The 19,794-nt window shown below is 45.8% G+C and carries 14 protein-coding genes; 8 read left to right on the top strand and 6 right to left on the bottom strand.

From position 1 onward, the window contains the following. Nucleotides 1-235 precede the first annotated feature (235 nt). The 3 genes from vmeA to UF05_RS01150 all read left to right on the top strand — a co-directional run bounded on the left by vmeA (nucleotide 236) and on the right by UF05_RS01150 (nucleotide 5,193). Nucleotides 236-1,375, top strand: coding sequence for a multidrug efflux RND transporter periplasmic adaptor subunit VmeA (gene vmeA / locus UF05_RS01160; RefSeq protein ID WP_017448300.1), 1,140 nt, complete (start codon nucleotides 236-238; stop codon nucleotides 1,373-1,375). A gap of 2 nt (nucleotides 1,376-1,377) precedes the next feature. Then, nucleotides 1,378-4,539: a multidrug efflux RND transporter permease subunit VmeB gene (vmeB, locus tag UF05_RS01155; RefSeq protein WP_005477950.1), complete on the top strand. Its 3,162-nt coding sequence runs from the start codon at nucleotides 1,378-1,380 to the stop codon at nucleotides 4,537-4,539. 201 nt (nucleotides 4,540-4,740) lie between these two features. Then, entirely contained in the window at nucleotides 4,741-5,193 is a 453-nt protein-coding gene (locus tag UF05_RS01150; protein ID WP_005477958.1) for a MarR family winged helix-turn-helix transcriptional regulator, read from the top strand. A 74-nt stretch (nucleotides 5,194-5,267) separates the two neighbouring features. Here the strand turns inward: UF05_RS01150 and UF05_RS01145 are convergent, their stop codons facing one another. Beyond that, nucleotides 5,268-6,224 (bottom strand): AEC family transporter, encoded by a 957-nt coding sequence (locus UF05_RS01145; protein WP_021453486.1) that lies wholly within the window; start codon nucleotides 6,222-6,224, stop codon nucleotides 5,268-5,270. A gap of 629 nt (nucleotides 6,225-6,853) precedes the next feature. Here UF05_RS01145 and trpS point away from each other — a divergent pair. Further along, nucleotides 6,854-7,876, top strand: a complete 1,023-nt coding sequence (trpS, locus tag UF05_RS01140; protein ID WP_045546149.1) for a tryptophan--tRNA ligase — start codon at nucleotides 6,854-6,856, stop codon at nucleotides 7,874-7,876. Nucleotides 7,877-7,947: 71 nt separating this feature from the next. Here trpS and UF05_RS01135 read toward each other — a convergent pair whose 3' ends face one another. The 4 genes from UF05_RS01135 to UF05_RS01120 form a co-directional block, all read right to left on the bottom strand. Then, nucleotides 7,948-8,907 carry a hypothetical protein gene (locus UF05_RS01135; RefSeq protein ID WP_045546148.1) on the bottom strand — a complete coding sequence of 320 codons (960 nt, stop codon included), beginning with the start codon at nucleotides 8,905-8,907 and terminating at the stop codon, nucleotides 7,948-7,950. Next, entirely contained in the window at nucleotides 8,904-10,232 is a 1,329-nt protein-coding gene (locus UF05_RS01130) for a sphingomyelin phosphodiesterase (RefSeq protein WP_045546147.1), read from the bottom strand. The genes UF05_RS01135 and UF05_RS01130 overlap by 4 nt, the downstream gene beginning before the upstream one ends. 249 nt (nucleotides 10,233-10,481) lie before the next feature. Next, the gene (miaE, locus tag UF05_RS01125) at nucleotides 10,482-11,252 is read right to left on the bottom strand and encodes a tRNA isopentenyl-2-thiomethyl-A-37 hydroxylase MiaE (RefSeq protein WP_045546146.1); all 771 of its coding nucleotides are present in this window, start codon (nucleotides 11,250-11,252) and stop codon (nucleotides 10,482-10,484) included. Between the two features lie 124 nt (nucleotides 11,253-11,376). Next, entirely contained in the window at nucleotides 11,377-12,141 is a 765-nt protein-coding gene (locus tag UF05_RS01120; RefSeq protein ID WP_045546145.1) for a hypothetical protein, read from the bottom strand. Nucleotides 12,142-12,455: 314 nt separating this feature from the next. Here UF05_RS01120 and cysB point away from each other — a divergent pair, with 314 nt between their 5' ends. Further along, nucleotides 12,456-13,430 (top strand): HTH-type transcriptional regulator CysB, encoded by a 975-nt coding sequence (gene cysB, locus UF05_RS01115; RefSeq protein WP_005459882.1) that lies wholly within the window; start codon nucleotides 12,456-12,458, stop codon nucleotides 13,428-13,430. Nucleotides 13,431-13,486: 56 nt separating this feature from the next. Further along, on the top strand, nucleotides 13,487-14,683 hold the full coding sequence (locus UF05_RS01110; protein ID WP_045546144.1) for a methyltransferase: 1,197 nt from the start codon (nucleotides 13,487-13,489) through the stop codon (nucleotides 14,681-14,683). 92 nt (nucleotides 14,684-14,775) lie between these two features. On the opposite strand, the gene ald is transcribed toward UF05_RS01110, so the two are convergent. Then, nucleotides 14,776-15,900: an alanine dehydrogenase gene (gene ald, locus UF05_RS01105; protein ID WP_005459904.1), complete on the bottom strand. Its 1,125-nt coding sequence runs from the start codon at nucleotides 15,898-15,900 to the stop codon at nucleotides 14,776-14,778. 156 nt (nucleotides 15,901-16,056) lie between these two features. On the opposite strand from ald, the gene lrp reads away from it, so the two are divergent. Continuing rightward, the gene (gene lrp / locus UF05_RS01100; protein ID WP_005378234.1) at nucleotides 16,057-16,551 is read left to right on the top strand and encodes a leucine-responsive transcriptional regulator Lrp; all 495 of its coding nucleotides are present in this window, start codon (nucleotides 16,057-16,059) and stop codon (nucleotides 16,549-16,551) included. Between the two features lie 152 nt (nucleotides 16,552-16,703). Continuing rightward, entirely contained in the window at nucleotides 16,704-19,790 is a 3,087-nt protein-coding gene (locus UF05_RS01095; protein ID WP_045546143.1) for a DNA translocase FtsK, read from the top strand. Nucleotides 19,791-19,794 lie beyond the last annotated feature (4 nt).

Below are 19,794 nucleotides of genomic sequence, written 5' to 3'. Positions count from 1 at the left end.
GAAAAGTGTGATTTCCAACACAATATCTTCAAATCTGAGAGTTCTATTGCACCTTTACAACAAACGCATTCGACAAGCGTATTGAAACGTAAATTTTGTTGTATATACAACACTGGGCAATTATCATTCTAACTAATTTGTTTGGGATAAATGCATATCCACTAATCATAATCGAGCCATTCAGAACGCATTGAATTGGATATTTGTAGGGCTTGCAAAATAAGAGAGATGTTTCATGAGACGTAGAACTACGCTATCGCTGCTGATTGCATCGAGCCTGTTTATGGCGGGATGTCAACCAAGCCAAGAAGGAACTGAGCAAGGTGGTGGCGCCGCTCCTGCAACCGAAGTGAATGTGTTGACGGTTGAACCTGTTCGACAAGCTTTGACGGTTGAGTTGCCGGGCCGCAGCCGTGCATTTAAAGAGGCGGAAGTCCGCCCACAGGTAACGGGCATTATTTCAGAACGTAACTTTGTTGAAGGTGGCGTTGTGGAAAAAGGTCAGTCGTTGTATCAAATTGATGACTCTTCATTTCAAGCGGATTTGCTTAGTGCAGAAGCGGAGCTGATTCGTGCGCAAGCTTCTGAAGAATCGACGTTTGCAACCGTTAAACGTTACCGCGCATTGATTACCAAGAAATCGATCAGTCAACAAGATCTGGATGAAGCAGAAGCGGCTTACAAAGAAGCGAAAGCGCAAGTGCTCGTAGCCAAAGCGAAGATCAATACTGCAAAGATCAATTTGACTTATACCCGTGTGAAAGCGCCAATCAGTGGCGTGATCAGCAAGTCAAATGTGACTGCGGGAGCGTTGGTTACGGCAAACCAAGCCGACAAGCTAACGACGATTCAACAACTTGATCCGATCAACGTGGATATCGTTCAGTCTTCTGCTCAATTGCTGCGACTAAAAGCGGCGCTTTCTCAAGGCCACATGCAAGAAGATCAATCTGCGCAAGTTGCATTGACGCTTGAAGATGGCTCGACATACGAGCACAAAGGCACAATGAAGTTCACGGAAGTTAACGTAGATGAAAGTACGGGAAGCGTGACTTTGCGTGCGGAATTCCCAAATCCTGATGGTTTACTTCTTCCGGGCATGTTCGTGCGTGCGACCGTGATTACTGGTGTTGACCCTAGCGCGATTTTGATCCCGCAAAACACCGTGACTCGCGATGCAACAGGCAAAGCTTCGGTGATGACGGTGAGTGCTGATAATACCGTTGCGATTACGCCAGTCATCACGGCTGAAGTTATAGACAACCAATGGCGAATCATTGATGGATTAAAAGCCGGTGATCAAGTCATTACAGCGGGTTTGCAAAAGGTGCGTCCGGGTAGCCCAGTCACCATCCAAACGGGAGAGCAGGGATAATCATGGCTCGATTTTTTATTGATCGTCCGGTTTTTGCTTGGGTACTGGCGATTCTGACCATGCTTGCAGGGATCATGTCCTTGTTCAACTTGCCAGTGTCGCAATATCCAACCATTTCGCCGACCACGATCACCATCAGCGCGCGCTATCCTGGTGCTTCTGCTAAAACGGTAGAGGACTCTGTCACGCAGGTTATCGAGCAAAACATGACAGGCCTGGATTACCTACGTTACTTGTCTTCGAGCAGTGACGCTTTCGGCAATGCGACCATTACACTGACTTTTGATAGTGAAGCCGATCCTGATATCGCGCAGGTTCAAGTGCAGAACAAACTGCAATTGGCGTTGACTTCGCTTCCTATGGAAGTGCAAAGCCAAGGTATTGTGGTGAACAAATCTAACACCTCATTTTTGATGGTGGTGGCGGTTTATTCTGACGATCCAGATTTTACACAAAACGACATTGCCGACTTTGTTGTAACCAACATTCAAGACCCAATCAGCCGTGTGACGGGTGTGGGTCAAGTACAGGCTTTTGGTTCTCAATATGCGATGCGTGTGTGGCTTGACCCGTTTAAGCTGACTCAGTTCAACCTGACGGCAATTGACGTTGCAAATGCGATCAGTGAGCAGAATGCGCAAGTGTCATCTGGTCAATTGGGTGCAGCACCTGCGCAGAAAGGTCAACTGCTTAACGCGACGATTTCTTCTGCGAGTCGTTTAAGCAGTGTGGCTGAGTTCCAAAACATCATCTTGAAATCAGATGCGAGCGGTGCAAACGTTTATCTAAGAGACGTTGCTCGTATTGAGCGCGGAGCAGAAAGTTACGATATTCAAGGTCAGTACAACGGTTTGCCGGCGTCTGGTTTAGGTATTTCACTTGGTACAGGTGCGAACGCGCTGGAAACGGCGGCTGCAGTCAAAGAGCGTTTAGCAGAGTTAAGTGAAAACTTCCCAGACGGTCTGAAAGTCGCTTATCCATTTGAGACAACACCGTTTGTAGAAGCATCGATTCAAGAAGTAGTGAAAACGCTACTGGAAGCGATTGTGTTGGTGTTCTTGATTATGTACCTGTTCTTACAGAACTTCCGTGCAACGATCATCCCGACGATTGCGGTTCCGGTTGTACTCTTGGGTACGTTTGCCATTCTTTACGCGACTGGCTTCAGCGTGAATACCCTGACGATGTTTGCGATGGTTCTGGCGATTGGTTTGCTGGTGGATGACGCCATCGTTGTGGTAGAAAACGTTGAGCGCGTGATGCACGAAGACGGGCTCGATCCAAAAGAGGCTACTAAGAAATCGATGGGGCAGATCACTGGCGCGTTGATTGGTGTTGGTTTGACCCTATCGGCAGTATTCGTCCCTATGGCATTTATGTCAGGTTCGACCGGGGTAATTTACCGTCAGTTCTCGATCACCATCGTTGCTGCGATGACGTTGTCAGTTATGGTTGCGATCATCCTGACACCAGCGCTGTGTGCTACGTTACTGAAAAAAGGCGACGCTGAATTTACGGATAAAAAAGGCTTCTTCGGTTGGTTTAACCGTAAATTTGATTCGATGACTGCAGGTTATGAGGCTGGTGTAGCCAAGTTACTAAAACGCACTGGGCGCATGTTGTTGGTGTTTGTGGCAATGAGCGCTGGTGCGGGTTGGTTATTTATGAATCTGCCGACGTCTTTCCTACCAGATGAAGACCAAGGTACGGTGTTCTCGATGGCAATCTTGCCGCCGAACTCGACTCAAGAGCAGACAGAAAAAACACTCGATAAAGTGCGTAGCTATTTCTTGGAAGAAGAAAAAGACAACGTGAGATCCGTGTTTACCGTGGCTGGTTTTAGCTTTGCTGGTCAAGGTCAAAACATGGGTATGGCGTTTATTGGCTTGAAAGATTGGTCTGAGCGCGAAGCACCAGGTTCGGATGCTGCATCTTTGACAGGCCGTGCTATGGGTTACTTCTCAACCATCAAAGAAGCCATGGTATTTGCGTTTGCACCTCCAGCCATCCAAGAGTTGGGTAACGCAACGGGTTTTGATTTCTATCTACAAGACTCCCTGAGCCTTGGTCACGAAGCATTAGTTGCCGCACAAGGGCAATTACTGGGAATGGCAGCGCAGAATCCAAAATTAGTTGGTGTTCGTCCGAATGGCCAATCTGATGCGCCAATGTACCAAGTGCATGTAGATCACGTTAAATTACGCGCGCTGGATGTCAGCATCAACGACGTGAACCAAATCCTATCCGCCGCTTGGGGTGGAGCGTATATCAACGACTACATTGACCGTGGTCGCGTTAAAAAAGTGATGGTGCAAAGTGACGCAGAGTTCCGTATGCAGCCAGAAGATTTTAACTCATGGTATGTACGCAATGCGCAAGGTGAAATGGTGCCGTTTTCGGCGTTTGCAAGTGGTGAATGGACGTATGGTTCACCACAGCTTCAACGTTTTAATGGCCTAGCCGCGATGAACATTCAAGGTGGTGCAGCTCCAGGTGTCAGTACGGGTGAAGCAATGGCTGAGATTGAAGCGATGGTTGAGCAGTTACCAGAGGGCTTTACGGTGAACTGGAACGGCATCTCTTATGAAGAGCGTTTGTCTGGCAACCAAGCTCCAATGTTGTATGCGTTGTCCATTTTGGTCGTGTTCCTCGTACTTGCTGCGTTGTATGAAAGCTGGTCTGTACCGCTTGCGGTCGTGTTGGTTGTACCTTTGGGCGTATTAGGCGCTGTGCTCGCAGTACTTGGTCGTGGAATGGACAACGACGTGTTCTTCCAAGTGAGTTTGTTAACCACAGTGGGTCTGGCTACGAAAAACGCGATTTTGATCGTTGAGTTCGCGAAAGAATATTACGAGAAAGGTGCAGGTCTGATTGAAGCTACACTGCACGCGGTGCGTGTACGTCTTCGTCCAATCATCATGACGTCCTTGGCGTTTGGCTTGGGTGTGGTTCCGTTGGCAATCAGTGCTGGCGTGGGCTCTGCTGGTCAAAACGCGGTAGGCACTGGTGTGCTTGGCGGCATGATCAGTGCAACCTTGCTTGGTATCTTCTTTGTTCCGGTGTTCTTTGTTGTGGTAGAGCGTTTGTTTGATCGCCGTGCCCAAAAAGAAGCGCAGAAAGAGCGATCTCAAGAACTCGCTCCAGCAACGGAAAAGTCGGAGTAAGACTTCGTAAGCTTAACTGAGTTATACTAATAACAATAAACATAATAAAAGGGCGCGTAAGCGCTCTTTGTTTATGCTTTCAACTCGATGGTTTAATACGCCACCGATTTTGAATCAAGCCTAGGAAGAGTGATCACGTTTCGAATTCCTCATAAAAAGGTCAGAAAGCATAACATGAAGCCATAAGTTAAATAGGCGGCTATGAAAGAGCAAAAAATTTCACCTATCTCCGTTTTGGATCAAAGCCCAATGTTTGTCTCTGGGGTGATGCAACGGATGTATCGCAACCGAGCGCAAGCAGAGTTATGTCGTCAAAATCAGATGACCTTAGAGATGGCCAGTGCGTTGGCAGCGTTAGAAGAGTTTCAGCCAATGAGTCAACAAGCGTTAGCCGATGCCGTTTTGACCGAACGAAGCGTTGCAAAGCGCATGGTCGATAACTTGGAAAAACGTGGTTTTGTGTGCGTTTCGAAGAGTGAGGCGAACCAACGACTGAAAATGCTCAGTTTGACGAAAGAAGGTGAAGCAACGATAAAGAAAGTTCATCAAATAATGAGGAACTTGCAGCGCGAATTCTTCTCTTGTTTATCAGAAGATGAGTCGGCAGAGTTTTTTCGTTTGGTAAGGAAAATGACATTAGCCAATAATTCTTAAGCGTTTTCTCTGCGTTAAATCTAAGCCTTTTTGTAAAGCCTCAGCTATATTCTGAGGCTTTTTTATTTCATTTTTCAGATCAAACCGTACGATTTTAGAACCACAATACCGAACGTGCAGGTGACGGTTGAAAGCACGGTTGTCAAAGCAATAATGTTGGCTGCCAGTACCGCATTTCCTCCCATTGAGCGGGCCATGACGTAACTCGCTGCCGCAACGGGCGAGGCGTTCATGAAGAATAAAATCCCCAATTCAATACCTCGAAAACCAACAAAATACGCGCCTAACGTGATCAACACTGGGGCGACAATCAACTTGTAACTGCTTGCAAACCAAGACGGGCCTTTTTCCTTTCTCATCAAACTAAAATCCAACGACCCGCCTGTACATAACAATGCGAGCGGCAGCGTCATTTTCGACAGATAGTTACCCGCATCAATGACTACATTTGGAACCGGAATCGACAACAAGTAGAAAAGCATACCTAAAACGATGGAGATGATAAGCGGGTTCTTCGTCAGTGTTCTTCCCATCATTTTTGCTGCTTGAGAGGCAGACGTAGCGCCTTTGGGTGATAGGCAGATCACCGCTTGAACGTTGTAGATAAAGGTGGTGATGGCGACATACAGAGCAGCTAATGCGACACCCTGTGAACCATAAGCATTCGCAACGTATGCAATGCCGATAATGCCAGTGTTGGCGCGAAACCCACCTTGAATCAACACGCCCTGATCGGGAGAAGACTTAAACAGAATAGAAACGGATATGTAGGTGAAAATAAAAAACAGAATGCTCGCGACTACGCCGTAGTTGATGAAACCACTGGCGGCAGAAAAATCATGCTCAGAAGCCACAATACTGACAAACAACATGGCTGGCAGCGTGACCTTAAAAACCAGCTTAGAGCCTATTTCAATAAAGTTATCGTTGATGAGACCAAACCGTTTAAAGATAACGCCAAGCACCAACATTAAGCAGATGGGGCCGGTGATCGACAAAGAGAATTGCAACTGATGTAAAACAGAATCCATGTAAGTATCCGCAGCAAAAAAGAAAAAAGTCATTATTGTTTCGCTATTAAGCCACAAACTAGGGGGCGGGGAATAGGGAAGCGATGAAATTTTATTCTTATGTTGATTAGGATGTACGTTGCATTCCGATATGAGCCTAATATCTCAGTTTGACCAAGCTCGACTGGTCGAAGGTTGCATATATTGTTTTACTACTCCGACTTATCGCACTGGAGATAAAACAGAACTCCAGCGCCGACAAGTGAAATGAAGTTGAGCCGTGCTCATTCCTTGTGCGGCTCTGGTGGTGATAAATAGGAGTCCATCGATGAAAAGTAAACACAACAAAACCGTTCTATGTGCATTTGTTTCTGGTTCGGTATTTGGTGCTGTTCTCGTTATCGCAATGTCCTTGCCGATGTAATCGGGCAAATTTTCACACACTGCATTTTCTTCACATTGGGATTGAGCATTGTCTTAGTCCCTGTTAGCTTAAGACGCATGAACTTATTCTTCACACCTTCATCATCATACTTTTTCTGGTGGCGCTCTATGTAGAGCGGAGCGGAATTCTTACGCTGCTGGAAGGTAGCGAAGAGTGTCTTGTCTTTTTATCTCCAGTAGCGATCTATTTTGACTAGGAGATAACCATGAACATCAAAGAAACGCATCAACAACGCGAAATCATTCTCACGGGGGACCGAGCTACAGGGCCTTTACACCTTGGTCATTACATCGGTTCGTTACAACAGCGTGTGGCATTACAATCGGAGCATGACCAAACCATTCTGGTCGCCGATATGCAAGGCCTGACCGATAACGCGCACAATCCTTCAAAGGTATCTTCGAACATTCTAAACGTAGTCGCAGATTACCTTGCAGTTGGCATCGACCCCATTCAAACCACTATCTGTTTGCAATCTCAGCTGCCAGCCCTCGCAGAATTGACGATGTATTACAGCAACTTAGTTTCCATTGCTCGCTTAGAGCGTAACCCAACCGTAAAAAATGAAATTCAAAGCAAAGGTTTTGAGCGTTCAATTCCTGCAGGGTTCCTGACTTACCCAATTTCTCAAGCCGCTGATATAACGGGTTTTCGCGCTACACTTGTTCCGGTTGGGGATGATCAATTACCAATGCTTGAGCAAACGAATGAAATCGTGAGAAAGATTAACCACCTTGGCGGACAAGAGATCCTAAAAGAGTGCCGTCCGTTGCTTAGTGATGCGCCACGTTTACCGAGTACTGATGGCAAAAATAAAATGTCGAAAAGCATGGGCAATGCCATAAACTTAGGGGCGACTGAAAAGGAAATCTCAGCTGCAGTGAAATCCATGTACACCGACCCAAGCCATTTGCGCATCGAAGAGCCTGGTCAAGTAGAAGGCAACATTGTGTTCACTTATCTCGATGCTTTTCACTCTGACAAAGAGCATGTCGAGCAACTCAAAGCGCACTATCGCCGTGGCGGGCTAGGAGATGGAACCACGAAAAAAGTATTGGAAGAATGCCTTCAAGAAATGCTGCGTCCGATTCGAGAGAAACGGGCGTTGTATTTGAACGACAAAGCGCAACTTATCGAGATTCTTAAACATGGCAGCCAAGTCTCTCGAGAAAAAACAGAACAAGTTTTATCCGATGTTAAGAGTGTGTTTGGCTTGAACTTGTTCTGAAATAGGTTCGGGAGCACAAAGTAAAAAGGCGCGAAAGCTAACCTGCTACGTGCCTTTTTTGTATGCGCACCTTATGAAGCAAAGAACTCGCGACGAAAATTCGCTATCTCTTGTTGATAGTAACGCTGCCAGTCAGATTCAGACCAACTCGCGTGGCTGGTGGCTCTTTGCGTTGCCAATCTGGATTCGAGCTGTTTTAGCTCGGTTTGATAACTGCGAACTTGCTGCTTTTGTTTTGCTATTTGTTGTTCACGAGTGCGGATTTGGTTGCTTTCTTGTTCAGACAGATAGTTTTTCTGTAATTCTTGAATCAAGGTTTGTCTCTCGAACCCCTTCACACTTGCAGGGATCAGAGCCACCGCTCGTTCATATTTTGTTTGGTTGCTGTCTAACCCCAAGGCGTTTTCGTTCCCCTGCCATTCGGTGATTAAATCCTCGAATGCTTTCACGTAATCTTGAGCCGATACGGCGTCAAGTTGCTCGGCTTGTAAGCTGAAGTCGTAAAGTGCGAACTCATCGGCGAAAATCACCTCGGCGAGCTCTCCCCAAATCTTTCTCGCTTCGGATTTTAATCGTGCGACACGAGAGGCGAGCGGTTGCTGCTCATCAAACAACAAGTTGCCAATGCTTTGCTGCCAAAGATCATCGAGTTGATGGTAGTTCGCTAACAAATTAAAACGCTCTGCAGACAAATCTGTAGCTAGTTCATTAAGTTTGAATTCGCAATTGAGCTCGGACATACAGGTGTGCCAAAACGTCTCGATTTCTGCTTTCAATGCTCGACCTTTAGAACGGTTTAGTCGCTCTGCAAGATCTTGAGTCTCAGTGGGCATGTTGTCTGATTTTGAATTGGACTTTTGTGTACTGCTTTGGCGCAGGGGTGGCGTCGAATCACTATCAACCAATGTGATTGATTTATCCTGCAACTCCGAAGAAAGCTGCGTTAATTGATCGCGCTCGTCGACATTGACGGAAAACCAAACTATGCCCGCCAAAACGGCGGACACAGTGATTAGTAAGCTGAGCTTCATGGCTTGATCACGGCGCTGACAGGGAAGTGATCCGACAGGTTGTAATGTTTCCACAGCCCCTCAGCCGTTGAACGTGGAACATCAACACGGTTGTCGTTAAACGATTTCACTCCATATTCGTTGCTCACCATGACGTAATCGAGGTATTCCACATTTTCGCCACCAGATAGTGCTTCGCCTGCGAAGTTATTGATACGAGGGTCGAACGTAGACGCTGTATAGCCAGAGTATTGAGGCTCCATCGCACTTAGGTTTGCGATCATCTGCTGGTAATCTCCAGGGAACTTCAGCTTGTTTACATTAAAGTCACCACTGTACACGACCGTTTCGTTGTTCGGAATGTTGAGAGACTGCGCCATAGTGCGCATTTGTTGAAATTGACGCTGACGATACTCACGCGCTGTATCAGTATCGAAAGATGCGGTATGTGTAGCAAAAACATGGTAGGCCTGACCACCTTTGATGATCTCTGCGTAGTTTACGCCTTTATCAGCGAAGCAATCGGTACCCGAACAATCTGGGAACACGTATTGTGCCTCGTTGACGATAGGGTAACGACTCACAATGATTACGCCTCCGTGGTAAACGTTGAAGCCATCTTTATCCAACATCTTCGTTTGGTATGGGTACTCTTTTGCAAGCTCACGTAAAAATGCATCACGACCACTAGCAAAAACCTCTTGCAATGCCAGTACGTCATAGCCTTTTATGTAATCGGGAATTAACTCGTAACGCTCACCAATATGCGACGCAATCGCAGGCAAGGCCCAAATGTTGTAAGTCATCAATTTGAGATTTTGCTCGTTGTTATCGACGGCTTCATCCACTTTGCTTGGTGTGACGGTGTAGTACAAATCGTCATAACGCGCGGTGCTATCCGATTTAAATGCTAGCTCTGCGCTGCGAGAGCCAAACGCCTCGGTATTTGAACGATGAATCGTGCGATCGTCTTTTAATGCCAAGTTCACGTCGGCGGCTGACAAACCGTACTCAATGGTCGAGTTGTACCAATGTCCTTCCATGACTTGGTGGAGTGTAATGCTTTCACCTTGCGGGTTAGATACGACAGTTTCAAAGCGATAGTTCTGACCCGATTTCACCCCTTCCCAACGATTAAAACTCAGTTCGGGCTTTGTTTCCCAAGGGCCTAATACTTCCACGTGTTGCTGCCATTCTTCTCCGTATTGCAGCAGATCACTGCCATCGTGTTTGACCTGAATGGTTAATGGTTGGTCTGAGTTATTGGTGAGGTATACGTCCGTATCAGCCAAGCTCGGCAATGCTACTAAAGTGCTTAGCAAAAGACTCCACTGCGAAAATTTCATCTTGTTTATCCATGATTTGTGTTAGAGCAATCATTCTTATTTATAAATGTTACTCGAGCGTTAAAGATGGATGACAGCTTATGGTTCGATGAAAATAGTTCGCTACTTGTGACCTTGGTTCTAACTGAGTTGTAAACAAAATGAAGTTACAGGCGCGGTTTTTACAGACTGAGGGGTAGGTTGAAATGGTGAGATTTAAAACAAAAAAGCCAGACTCACATCTGGCTTTTTAGTGACGGTTTAGCACAGCTAAGCAGGTATACCACTGTGGAACTTGAAGTCTTCGTCGGGGGTTGAAATCAGCTCAGCTTCGATACGGCCGAAGTATGCAATACGCTCGCTGATATCTTTGCCTGCAATCTGCTCAGCCAGTACAAGGTAGTCTTGATAATGACGTGCTTCAGAGCGGAGTAGGGAAATATAAAACTTCGCAATGTCTTCATCCATGTGCGGCGCAAGTTTGGCGAAACGTTCACATGAGCGAGCTTCGATGTAAGCGCCGATAATGAGCTTATCGATAAGCGCCTCAGGCTCATGAGTCTTCATGTGTGAAATCAGCGTTTTTGCGTAGCGGCTTGCGGGAATGTTTTTGTATTCCACGCCACGGCTCTCCATGATTTCCAGTACTTGATAGAAGTGATGTAATTCTTCTTTGATCAAGAGAACCATTTTATCGATCAGATCTTGGCTATACGGCGAATCCGATTTTGCCATGATGGCTTTCGAAATATTGCTCTTACCTTTTAATGTCTCTAATGAGCCGATTTTTCGGTAAGCGAAATCTTCATATGGTTTGAACCAGTCAAGTAAGGCATGTGAACTGTCTTTATCTACTGCGTATTTGCGGATCAAGAACATGGCTGACTGACCTGCTTTCAGCTCGCACAGTAAGTGATCCAATAAAATGGTTTGCAAGTTTTCTGGTTTCTTTGCTTCTTCAACCCATTCGTTGGGTGTGCTGCATTGCAGAAATTGATTGATAGGAGCAAGAAGATCTTGATAGGCGTCGAGATTAATCATTTTATTTTTAGTACGTTACGTTCAAATTTGGTTCATCCAGAGCATGAGTAAAACGGAAATCTGGATAGAAAAAAGGCTGCAAACGCAGCCTTTAATCGGATAGGGCGAAAAGCTGGTGGGGATATTACCACTTTTTCTTCTCGCCGAAGAGTGCTTCCATGTCGTTGTCACGCTCTTTGTCTGCCATTTGCTGCATTTCTGCATCGCTTTTGTCTTGGCGTTTTTTGTCTAAGTCGCCAAGCATCTCTTCAAGCTTTTGTTTTGCTTGGATGGAGTACGGATCGCTTTTTGTACTCAGCGCATCGATACCTTTGCGAAGCAGTTGTAGCGCAGTGCCCGGTTGGCCGCGAGCAATGGAATCGTTCGCTCGCTTAATCACGTTTTCGATGTTGATGCGAATTTGCATCGTTTCCAAACGCGCATTTTCGGTTACGTAAGTCTGGGTGTCTAATCGGCCTTTGTTGTGCTCGTTTCGAACGGTGTCACGCAGGCGCTTAACCAGCTTAAGCATCACGATGGCTTGCTTATCGCTGCTTGGCATTTTGAAAGAGGTACTTTCACCAGTCGGACCGTTTTCTTTTAGCTGTCCGATTTGCTGCTTCATATTCTCTATGCGTTGAGTGAGCTGCTTATTTTTCGGGTCAAGCTCATGCATGCTTTCTAGTGCATCAAGAATACGATTGTATAGGCACAGCAGAAGCTCCTTACTAAAAGGAATATGGTGTGCGTGACCAATCAGTTCTTCAGTGCCATCAATAAGTGCAACATAGCGTGCCGATTCCTGCCTTTTGGCGGTTTCAACTTTAACCTTGTATTGCAACATGATGTTATAGCCTAGGATTAATACCAGTAGGATGGCTACCAAAGCGATTATTAAACCAATATTCATATCTTTGCGTCTGCTTTTACTTTTCTACGGCTAGCGTTCAAGAATACATGAATCTTATCTTACTCGGCACCTTATTTGTTTGATTATTTTGCCTCACCCACGTTTTCGTTACTGATAGAACCAACATCACTAAAATCGATGTTTTTATAAGCTCAACATTGTGCATATTGTTTCTTTGCTTAAGGTTATCAGCTATATGTTAGAAATTACTGTTCATTTCGTTGTGATCGCGTTATAACTAATCATTATATCGCTCGTAAGAGCAGTCAATTTAGTTATGACATTATTATCTCGTGAATGAGTAAGGGATTACGATGAAACTGCAGCAGCTGAAGTACATTGTTGAGGTTGTGAACCATAATCTAAACGTTTCTGCGACGGCAGAGAGTTTATACACCTCTCAGCCTGGTATTAGTAAGCAGGTTCGTTTACTAGAGGATGAGCTGGGAATCCAGATCTTCGAACGAAGTGGTAAACATTTAACGCAAGTGACACCAGCAGGTGAAGAGATCGTTCGTATTTCCCAAGAAATCCTTGCTCGAGTTGAGAGCATCAAAGCGGTAGCGGGCGAGCATACTCACCCTGAAATGGGCACGTTAAATATTTCAACAACCCATACTCAAGCGCGCTATGCATTGCCTGATGTCATCAAAGGTTTTACGGCACGTTACCCGAAAGTGTCTTTGCACATGCATCAAGGTACGCCTTCTCAAATGTCTGAAGCGATTGCAAAAGGTACAGCCAACTTTGCGATTGCGACAGAAGCTCTCCATCTTTACCAAGATGCTATCATGTTGCCTTGTTACCACTGGAATCGCTCTATTGTGGTGCCAAAAGATCATCCGTTGGCGAAGAAAGACTTAGTTACTATTCACGATTTAGCTGCTTATCCTTTGGTGACTTATGTGTTTGGATTTACTGGTCGCTCTGAGTTAGATACCGCTTTCAACCGTGAAGGTTTGACGCCGCGAGTCGTGTTCACTGCAACCGATGCGGATGTGATTAAAACGTATGTGCGCATGGGTATCGGTGTTGGTGTGATTGCGAGCATGGCCGTCGATGAAGAGCAAGACCGCGATTTAGTTGCTATTGATGCGAGCCATTTGTTTGGTGCGAGTACAACCAGTATTGGTTTCCGCCGTGGCACGTTCCTGCGTTCTTACATGTTTGACTTTATGGAGCGTTTCGCACCGCACTTAACGCGCCCTGTTGTAGAACAGGCGATTTCTCTTAAGTCGAATGCTGAAATTGAAGAGATGTTTAAAGACATCGAGCTTCCGGTAAGATAACACTTCATTCAAGTTACGATTCCCCCTACAATCCATCCCAAATTGTAGGGGGAGCTATGCAAACGCAATTTCAATTTATTAATGACTGCTTAATTGAGAATCAACCATTATGGCGATTCGAGCCATTTCAAAGCAGCATTCAACCATCATTACCTTGGCAGGAAATGCACCCTCAGCTTTGCCAATGGTTAGAATCGCTTTCTCCCTCACAAATAGAAAATCTCAAAGCTGACTCAGACCTTGCGTTGGATGAAATCAGTGTGTTTTTGCCAGATTTACCATCCTTACTTAGGCATACACAGTTAGAGCCGGTGGCATTAGATGGCCTAGCGCTAGAAAGAGGGTTAGACAGTGGAATCCCAGGGCGCAAGCTAGAACAGATCACAGCGATGGGGGAGGCAGCGATTCAATCTCATCAAGGTGAGGAATGGTTAGAGTGGTGCTCGGGTAAAGGATACTTAGGTCGGATCTTAACCACGCAAACCGATCAACCAGTGACCAGTTTTGAATATCAACAAGCGTTATGCGACTCCGGCCAACAAGCCGCGAATGAACATCATTGGAAAATGACCTTTATCCAAGGTGACGCGTTTGATCCTCAAACCAAGGCAGTATTCAAACCGACGCAACATGCTGTCGCACTGCATGCTTGTGGTGACCTTCATGTTCGGTTGATGGAATATGGAAGTGAAGCCGGCATCGAGGCGATGACGATTTCACCTTGCTGTTATCATTTGATTCAAAGCGAGACTTACCAAGCGTTATCCCAATCAGTGCGAGCGTCTGAACTCATTTTGTCTAAGCATGAACTGCGCATTCCATTGCAACAGACGGTGACAGGCGGTGAACGTGTGCGTCGCCATCGTCAACAAGAGATGGTATTCAGGCTTGGTTTTGATTTACTGACACGTGAGATTTTGGGAGTTGATGAGTATCAACCCGTGCCAAGCATTCGAAAATCACAGTTAAGTGATGGTTTTGAGGCATTGTGTCTCTGGGCTGCGAAAGAAAAAGGTATCGAGATTAACCAAGCGATTGACTTTGCCGAGTTTGAAAAGCGGGCAATAAAACGTTTTTGGCATATGGAAAGAATGAGCTTAGTGCAACTGGTTTTTCAGCGACCTTTGGAGATCTGGCTCGCATTAGACAAAGTGCTTTATCTTGAAGAACGTGGTTATCGTGTTAGATTGGCAGAGTTTTGCCCTAAATCAGTTACGCCGAGAAATATTTTAATTTGTGCATATAAGAATTAGTTATTTTTTATATCTAAATCAACTATATGAAAAAGCCCACTTTACTGTGGGCTTTTGTAAACAAAACGTGACAAAAATGCTTAATTTTGTTGTTAGTTGAACATGGCGATAGCTTGTTCAGGATCTACATATTCAAGGTCAAAGCTTTCTGCAACTTCTTTACAAGTGACTTTACCGTGAATCACGTTTAGACCTTCTAGGAAGCCTTTGTCTTCCAGAAGAGCTTGTTGATAGCCTTTGTTTGCAAGTTTCACAATGTAAGGGAGAGTGGCATTATTCAATGCGAAAGTTGAAGTACGTGCAACTGCACCAGGCATGTTTGCTACACAGTAGTGAACGACATCATCAACCACGTAAGTAGGCTCGGCGTGTGTTGTCGCGTGAGATGTTTCGAAACAACCACCTTGGTCGATAGCTACGTCAACGATTGCTGCGCCTGGCTTCATCTTAGCAATATGCTCTTTTGTTACAAGTTTCGGAGCTGCCGCGCCTGGGATTAGAACTGCACCAATAACAAGGTCTGCTTCTAGAACATGCTTCTCGATAGCGTCTTCTGTAGAATAAATGACTTTCGCTTGCCCTTGGAATTCTTCATCCAGTTTACGCAGAGTGTCTACGTTGCGGTCAAGAATTGTTACGTCTGCGCGAAGGCCAACAGCCATACGAGCTGCGTTTGCACCAACGACACCACCACCAACGATAACGACTTTAGCAGGCTCAACACCAGGTACGCCGCCAAGAAGTAAACCACGACCACCGTGTGATTTTTCTAACGTTTGCGCACCCGCTTGGATAGACATCCGACCTGCCACTTCTGACATTGGTGCTAACAGTGGCAAACGACCCATATTATCTGTTACAGTCTCATAGGCTATACAGACAGCTTTGCTCTTGATTAGCTCATCAGTTTGTGGAAAATCTGGTGCTAGGTGTAAATAAGTAAATAAAATTTGCCCTTCGCGGAGCATTGCTCTCTCAACTGCTTGGGGTTCTTTTACTTTTACTATCATGTCTGCTTGCGCGAAAACGTCTGCAGCATGAGGGAGAATGGATGCGCCGACGGCGATGTAATCATCGTCTGAAAAACCAATGCCGGCACCTGCATTGGTCTCAACTAAAACTTGGTGGCCATGTGAGATGAGTTCTCTCACGCTAGCAGGGATCATACCCACACGGTATTCGTGGTTCTTGATTTCCTTAGGTACGCCAATGATCATCCTGTATCCTCTTTCTATAATGGTTGTAAAAACTATTTGTAGGGTGTTATTGTCGAATTTGTAACTAGTATAGTTATAGGTTTGTAAAATTTGGCACCAAATATTAAAAAGTTGTAGTATATTTTTTTGCAAGGAAGTAATAAGGTGGAATAAAAAATGGCAGACAACTATAAAAAGCCGTCCAAGGAACTAGACCGTATCGACCGCAACATTCTTAATGAACTGCAGAAAGACGGTCGTATTTCAAACGTTGAGCTTTCAAAACGTGTAGGACTTTCTCCAACGCCATGTTTGGAGCGTGTGCGTCGCTTAGAGCGTCAAGGCTACATCACAGGATATACTGCGCTACTTAATCCGCAGTTCCTAGATGCATCACTACTGGTATTCGTTGAGATTACGTTAAACCGTGGTGCGCCAGATGTGTTTGAACAGTTTAACTCAGCTGTTCAAAAGCTAGACGACATTCAAGAGTGTCATCTAGTTTCAGGTGACTTTGACTATCTTCTAAAGACCCGTGTATCTGATATGGGTGCTTACCGTCGACTACTTGGCGATACGTTACTACGTCTACCTGGCGTAAATGACACTCGCACCTACGTAGTTATGGAAGAAGTGAAACAATCTAACCAGCTTGTGATTAAAACTCGTTAATTTCTTGCAAAGAAAGCGGTATATGCTTCCGCTTTCGCCATAGAGTAATTGGGTTTTTCTCTTTGATATGGTTAAATCAATTTACCGAGCGGCTTGATGCCGCTCGGAATGTTTTGCAAATTCCTATTTCATTTCCATATTCAAGTTGATTTATGTTCAAAGAGAACGCAAAGAAAGTCGAAACCATCATTAAAACTAGTGAAGAGCCTCAGTCTTCACGCTTAAATGGCTTCCAACGCTTAAAAGAGTGCTGCTTTATCGTTGGCGTTCTTAGCTCGGTATTGCTCGCTGTAGCACTATTTACCTTTAGTCCAGCTGATCCATCTTGGTCCCAAACTGCATGGGGTGGGGAGATCGATAACGCTGGTGGCCTGTTTGGCGCATGGCTTGCCGACACTCTATTTTTCACTTTTGGCTCTCTCGCCTATCCTATCCCTTTCCTACTGGCTGCGGCTGCGTGGGTGATTTGTCGTAAGCGAGGGGAAGATGAGCCAATTGATTTTATGCTATGGGGAACCCGTTTACTGGGCCTAACCGTTCTTATCATGACCAGTTGCGGCCTTGCCGATATTAACTTCGATGATATTTGGTACTTCTCATCGGGCGGTGTAGTAGGCGATGTTTTATCAAGCCTTGCTTTGCCGACGTTGAATGTACTGGGTACAACGCTCGTCCTTCTATTTCTGTGGGGGGCTGGTTTTACTCTGTTTACGGGGATTTCTTGGCTGAACATCGTCGAATGGCTTGGTGATCGCTCGTTAGCGGTATTGGCTGCCATCGCGAATAAGTTCAGAGGTTCAGAGCAAGAGACGCTAGAGCCTCAGCTTGATGAGTTTGTTGAGGATAAAGTATCAACAAAACACGTTGAAGACGATCAACAAGACGACGAGACGCTTCCTCACTTAACGGCTTACGAAGTTGAAGAGCCAAAAGAGAAAGCGGCAGTACACGAATATCCTATATATATGCCGCAAGCCAAATCAGAAACGTCTACGGTAAAACCGACGCCAGAGCCCCAAACTCAACGAGTTGCGGCAGTAAATGCGACGCCAACGTATGTTGAACCAGAACCACAACTTAAAGCGGTCAGCACAGATAACGTGGATCCAATGGTTGAGCGTACCAAGCAGCTAAATGTAACCATCGAAGAGTTGGAAGCTGCAGCGCAGCAAGCAGATGATTGGGCGTCAGAAGAACAAACAAGCCAATCTTATGCGGATACAAACGCAGTCTATCAAGAACAGGTGCAAGCCAAGCATGAAGAGGTTGTTGAACACGATACGCCTCAACGAGAATCAAGCTATGAAGAGTATGAACAGTTTGCTGCTCAGCAAGAACAGCAACTCCATGTGGAACCAACGCCACACGAAGAGCCTGTTATTGACACTCGTGCGCTTGATGACATTACCGACCACGCTGAGCCAAGTGAACATATTGAACCAACCATCTCTGATTTTGATGTAGTAGATGAAGAGGAGACATATGTTGCTCCTCAACCTCAGTCGCGTTCACCAGAGCCTCAACCGATGGTTCAACCACAATCGGTTTCTCAAATTCAACCAGAACAGGCACCTGAACCGAGTGTAGCGTTTGAACCAGCGCCACAAGAAGTTGAGGTTGAGGAAGTGCAAGATGGCGATCAAGATGTTGCCGCATTCCAAAGCATGGTATCCAGTGCGCAAGTAAAAGTTGCCGCGACGCAAAACCCATTCTTGATGAAGCAAGAACAGAATTTACCAGTGCCAGAAGAGCCGCTGCCAACACTTGAATTGCTTTACCATCCGGAAAAACGTGAAAACTTCATCGATCGTGAAGCGCTTGAGCAAGTCGCGCGTTTAGTCGAAAGCAAGCTTGCAGACTACAAAATTAAAGCTGACGTAGTCGGCATTTACCCAGGCCCAGTCATCACTCGATTCGAGCTCGATTTGGCGCCAGGTGTGAAAGTAAGTCGAATTTCTGGTCTGTCTATGGACTTGGCGCGTGCTCTATCTGCGATGGCGGTACGTGTTGTAGAGGTGATTCCAGGCAAACCTTATGTCGGTCTTGAGTTGCCAAACATGAGTCGTCAGACGGTTTATCTGTCAGACGTCATCAGCAGCCCTCAATTTGAGCAAGCTAAATCGCCAACGACGGTGGTACTTGGTCAAGATATCGCGGGTGAAGCTGTCATTGCTGACATCGCTAAAATGCCTCACGTACTTGTTGCGGGTACGACAGGTTCAGGTAAGTCGGTCGGTGTAAACGTCATGATCTTGAGTATGCTCTACAAAGCTTCTCCAGAAGATCTACGCTTCATAATGATCGACCCGAAAATGTTGGAGCTTTCTATTTACGAAGGTATCCCTCATCTTCTTGCCGAAGTTGTTACTGATATGAAAGACGCATCCAATGCTCTACGTTGGTGTGTGGGTGAAATGGAACGCCGTTACAAACTGATGTCGGCACTGGGTGTGCGTAACGTGAAAGGCTTTAACGAGAAGTTGAAGATGGCAGCTGAAGCCGGCCACCCAATTCACGATCCATTCTGGCAAGAAGGCGACAGTATGGATACAGAACCGCCGTTGCTTGAGAAATTGCCATACATCGTCGTTGTTGTTGACGAATTTGCCGACCTTATGATGGTTGTGGGTAAAAAGGTTGAAGAACTGATTGCTCGTTTGGCTCAGAAAGCGCGTGCGGCTGGTATTCACTTGATTCTTGCAACTCAGCGTCCATCGGTTGACGTTATTACAGGTCTGATTAAAGCAAACATTCCAACACGCGTGGCGTTTACTGTATCAACGAAGACGGACTCGCGTACTATCCTTGACCAAGGCGGCGCGGAATCGCTACTTGGTATGGGTGACATGCTGTACTTGCCTCCAGGTTCTAGCCATACGATTCGTGTTCACGGCGCATTTGCGTCGGATGATGATGTACATGCTGTGGTGAACAACTGGAAGGCGCGAGGTAAGCCAAACTACATCGATGAAATCATCAGTGGTGACCAAGGCCCAGAAAGTTTGCTTCCGGGCGAACAAATGGAATCAGATGAAGAGATGGATCCATTGTTTGATCAGGTGGTTGAGCACGTGGTTCAGTCGCGCCGTGGTTCGGTTTCTGGTGTACAGCGTCGCTTCAAAATCGGTTATAACCGTGCCGCACGAATTGTCGAGCAGCTTGAGGCTCAAGGCATCGTGAGTGCGCCGGGTCACAATGGTAACCGTGAAGTCTTGGCTCCTGCGCCACCAAAAGATTAATGAA

Origin of the sequence: Vibrio sp. S457-15 (assembly GCF_000960545.1) — a bacterium.
GTDB classification, from domain to species: Bacteria; Pseudomonadota; Gammaproteobacteria; order Enterobacterales; family Vibrionaceae; genus Vibrio; species Vibrio parahaemolyticus.
The sequence above is the reverse complement of the archived record's forward strand: the minus strand, read 5'-3'. Positions and strand labels throughout refer to the sequence as shown.

Excerpts from the sequence above, each read along its gene's own strand:
- vmeA (WP_017448300.1), top strand. The coding sequence starts at position 236 with ATGAGACGTAGAACTACGCTATCGCTGCTGATTGCATCGAGCCTGTTT.
- vmeB (WP_005477950.1), top strand. The coding sequence starts at position 1,378 with ATGGCTCGATTTTTTATTGATCGTCCGGTTTTTGCTTGGGTACTGGCG.
- UF05_RS01150 (WP_005477958.1), top strand. The coding sequence starts at position 4,741 with ATGAAAGAGCAAAAAATTTCACCTATCTCCGTTTTGGATCAAAGCCCA.
- UF05_RS01145 (WP_021453486.1), bottom strand. The coding sequence starts at position 6,224 with ATGGATTCTGTTTTACATCAGTTGCAATTCTCTTTGTCGATCACCGGC.
- trpS (WP_045546149.1), top strand. The coding sequence starts at position 6,854 with ATGAACATCAAAGAAACGCATCAACAACGCGAAATCATTCTCACGGGG.
- UF05_RS01135 (WP_045546148.1), bottom strand. The coding sequence starts at position 8,907 with ATGAAGCTCAGCTTACTAATCACTGTGTCCGCCGTTTTGGCGGGCATA.
- UF05_RS01130 (WP_045546147.1), bottom strand. The coding sequence starts at position 10,232 with ATGAAATTTTCGCAGTGGAGTCTTTTGCTAAGCACTTTAGTAGCATTG.
- miaE (WP_045546146.1), bottom strand. The coding sequence starts at position 11,252 with ATGATTAATCTCGACGCCTATCAAGATCTTCTTGCTCCTATCAATCAA.
- UF05_RS01120 (WP_045546145.1), bottom strand. The coding sequence starts at position 12,141 with ATGAATATTGGTTTAATAATCGCTTTGGTAGCCATCCTACTGGTATTA.
- cysB (WP_005459882.1), top strand. The coding sequence starts at position 12,456 with ATGAAACTGCAGCAGCTGAAGTACATTGTTGAGGTTGTGAACCATAAT.
- UF05_RS01110 (WP_045546144.1), top strand. The coding sequence starts at position 13,487 with ATGCAAACGCAATTTCAATTTATTAATGACTGCTTAATTGAGAATCAA.
- ald (WP_005459904.1), bottom strand. The coding sequence starts at position 15,900 with ATGATCATTGGCGTACCTAAGGAAATCAAGAACCACGAATACCGTGTG.
- lrp (WP_005378234.1), top strand. The coding sequence starts at position 16,057 with ATGGCAGACAACTATAAAAAGCCGTCCAAGGAACTAGACCGTATCGAC.
- UF05_RS01095 (WP_045546143.1), top strand. The coding sequence starts at position 16,704 with ATGTTCAAAGAGAACGCAAAGAAAGTCGAAACCATCATTAAAACTAGT.